The organism is Clostridium sp., assembly GCF_051656525.1.
GTDB lineage: Bacteria > Bacillota > Clostridia > Clostridiales > Clostridiaceae > Clostridium.
Genome location: NZ_JBOGCC010000190.1, coordinates 1 through 3,463, shown reverse-complemented (window position 1 = coordinate 3,463; position 3,463 = coordinate 1). Strand labels below are relative to the sequence as shown.

Annotated in this window: 4 protein-coding genes; all 4 read right to left on the bottom strand. The window is 35.7% G+C overall.

Annotated features, from left to right (window positions below; translation table 11 throughout):
- Window positions 1-339: GTP-binding protein (locus ACRDDY_RS09475; protein WP_438564707.1), on the bottom strand; the 339-nt coding region annotated here is incomplete at its 3' end.
- Window positions 340-498: 159 nt separating this feature from the next.
- Window positions 499-2,571, bottom strand: coding sequence for an elongation factor G (fusA, locus tag ACRDDY_RS09470; RefSeq protein ID WP_438564706.1), 2,073 nt, complete (start codon window positions 2,569-2,571; stop codon window positions 499-501).
- Between the two features lie 74 nt (window positions 2,572-2,645).
- Window positions 2,646-3,116: a 30S ribosomal protein S7 gene (rpsG, locus tag ACRDDY_RS09465; RefSeq protein ID WP_438564705.1), complete on the bottom strand. Its 471-nt coding sequence runs from the start codon at window positions 3,114-3,116 to the stop codon at window positions 2,646-2,648.
- A gap of 155 nt (window positions 3,117-3,271) precedes the next feature.
- Window positions 3,272-3,463: 30S ribosomal protein S12 (rpsL, locus tag ACRDDY_RS09460; RefSeq protein WP_438564704.1), on the bottom strand; the 192-nt coding region annotated here is incomplete at its 5' end.

The window sequence follows — 3,463 nt, the reverse complement described above, 5'->3', positions numbered from 1 at the left end:
CATTGGACCATCTGCAGCTGAACATACTAATATAGCTCCGTCCATTTGTGCAGCACCAGTGATCATGTTTTTAACATAGTCAGCGTGTCCTGGACAGTCAACGTGTGCATAGTGTCTGTTTTCAGTTTCATACTCAACGTGTGCAGTGTTGATTGTAATTCCTCTTTCTTTCTCCTCTGGAGCTTTATCGATTTCGTCATATTTGAATGACTCAGCGAATCCTTTGTTAGCTAATACTGTAGTAATAGCTGCTGTTAATGTAGTTTTACCGTGGTCAACGTGACCAATAGTTCCGATATTTACGTGTGGTTTACTTCTTTCAAATTTTGCTTTTGACATTGTAAATTCCTCCCTTATGTCCTTCATTTAATAATATCTCAGTCATATTATAACTGATTAATGAAATATTATGAATATCTTATTTGAAATTCTTAATATTTTTTTCTAAAGATGGTAGTAAAACTACCATCTTTAGGTATATTTAAATTGGTAATTTAACTATTTAGCTTTTTTTCCAATTATATCTTCTTGAATATTTCTTGGTACTTCTTCATAGTGATCAAATACCATAGAGTAAGTTCCTCTACCTTGGCTTCTTGATCTTAAAGTTGTAGCATATCCAAACATTTCAGCTAATGGTACATAAGCTCTTATAACTTGTGCTCCGTTTCTAGCTTCCATTCCTTCCATTCTACCTCTTCTTGAGTTGATATCACCGATAACATCTCCCATGTACTCTTCTGGTACAACAACTTCAACCTTCATAGTAGGCTCAAGTAATACTGGATCAGCTTTCTTCATAGCATTTTTGAATGCCATAGATCCAGCTATTTTAAATGCCATTTCTGATGAATCGACATCATGGTATGAACCATCAATACATCTTACTTTGAAATTTATAGTTGGGTAACCAGCTATAATACCGCTTTCAGCTGCTTCTCTAATTCCGTTATCTACTGCAGGAACATATTCTCTTGGAATTGATCCCCCAACGATAGCATTTTCGAATTCATATTCTCCATCATGTGGTATCATTTCAATCCAACAATGACCGTATTGTCCTTTACCTCCTGATTGTCTTACGAACTTACCTTCAGCTTTAACAGCAGTTCTGATAGTTTCTTTGTAAGCAACTTGAGGTGCACCAACGTTACACTCAACTTTGAATTCTCTTTGAAGTCTATCAACAATGATATCTAAGTGAAGCTCACCCATACCAGCGATGATTGTTTGACCAGTTTCTTGATCAGTCCAAGTTTTGAAAGTTGGATCTTCTTCTGCTAATTTAGCTAAAGCTAATCCCATCTTCTCTTGCCCAGCTTTAGTTTTTGGCTCAATTGCAATTGAGATAACCGGTTCTGGGAACTCCATACTTTCTAATATGATTGGTGCTGATTCAGCGCAAAGAGTATCTCCAGTAGTTGTATTTTTTAATCCAACAACAGCTCCTAAGTCACCAGCTCTTAATTCGCTGATTTCCTCTCTTGAGTTAGCGTGCATTTTTACAAGTCTACCAATTCTCTCTTTTTTACCTTTTGTTGAGTTAAGTACATATGTACCACTCTCCATAACTCCTGAGTAAACTCTAGTGAAAGCTAATCTTCCAACAAATGGGTCAGTAGCAATTTTGAATGCTAAAGCCGACATTGGAGCTTCATCACTAGCTTCTCTTTCAAGAACTTTTTCACCATCTTCAACATCTACACCTTTAATAGCTGGAATGTCTAATGGTGATGGTAAGTAATCAACAACTAAGTCAATCATTTCTTGAACACCTTTGTTTTTATATGATGAACCACAGATTACAGGAACTATTTCATTGTTTATAGTTGCTTTTCTTAAAGCTACTTTTAACTCTTCAACAGTTAACTCTTCTCCGTCTAAATATTTCATCATTAATTCTTCATCAGTTTCAGCAATTGCTTCAATCATGATGTTTCTGTATTCTTCAGCTTTATCTTTTAAATCAGCAGGAATTTCTCCTCTTTCGATGTCTTTTCCTAAGTCATCTTTATGAATTAAAGCTATATTTTCAATTAAGTCAATCATTCCAGTGAAGTCTGATTCAGCTCCTATTGGAATTTGTATTGCTATTGCATTTGATCTTAATCTATCTCTTACTGAGTTTATACAGTTATAGAAATCAGCACCAGTTGCATCCATTTTATTTACATAAATTGCTCTTGGTACTCCGTAGTTGTCTGCCTGTCTCCAAACCGTTTCAGTTTGAGGCTCAACCCCACTCTTAGCATCTAATACTGTGATAGCTGAGTCAAGACATCTTAATGATCTTTCAACCTCAACTGTAAAATCTACGTGTCCTGGAGTATCGATTATATTAATTGCATAACCTTTCCATTGACAGAAAGTAGCAGCAGAAGTGATTGTTATACCCCTCTCTTGCTCTTGTGCCATCCAGTCCATTTGTGATGCACCATCATGTGTTTCACCTATTTTATGTGTTCTACCTGTGTAGAATAAAATACGCTCAGTAGTTGTTGTTTTACCAGCATCTATGTGAGCCATAATTCCTATATTACGAAACTTTTCTAACGGAAATTCTCTTCCCACAATAATTCCTCCTCTCAACGAGTAATTTTATATTCGACAAAACTGTTTTGGCCAAAGCCAAAACAGTTTTGAAATTAGTATCTGTAGTGAGCGAATGCTTTGTTAGCTTCAGCCATTTTATGAGTATCTTCTCTTTTCTTAACTGCAGCCCCTGTGTTATTAGCAGCATCCATTAATTCTCCTGCTAATCTTTCACACATTAACTTTTCGCCTCTTTTTCTAGCAGCTAATAATAGCCATCTAATACCTAAAGTCTGTCTTCTTTCAGCTCTAACTTCTATTGGAACTTGATAAGTTGCTCCACCTATTCTTCTTGCCTTTACTTCTAATAATGGCATAATATTATTCATAGCTTCTTCAAACACCTCTAAGGCATCTTTACCAGTTTTCTCTGCCATAGCTTCAAAAGCTTGATAACAAATCTTTTGAGCTACTCCTCTTTTTCCGTCCAACATGATTCCGTTTATTAACTTAGTAACAACTTTTGAATTGTACACTGGATCAGGTAAAACGTCTCTTTTTGCGATATGTCCTTTTCTTGGCACTTTTCTTCCCTCCTTAACAAATTAAATTTAAGTTCATTGGTACTCGATATTCTTCAATATCGTAAAGCGCTTCTCTCTACATCTATATAAACTAAATAATATACTTATAAAATCTATGTAAATGCCGTAGATAAGCACTACATTAGTTTAAAAAACTATTTCTTTGGTTTCTTAGCACCATATTTTGATCTTCCTTGCATTCTGTTAGCTACTCCAGCACAGTCAAGAGCTCCTCTTACTACGTGGTATCTAACCCCAGGAAGGTCTTTTACTCTTCCACCTCTTATAAGAACAACACTATGCTCTTGTAAGTTGTGTCCTACACCACCAATATATGCAGTTACTTC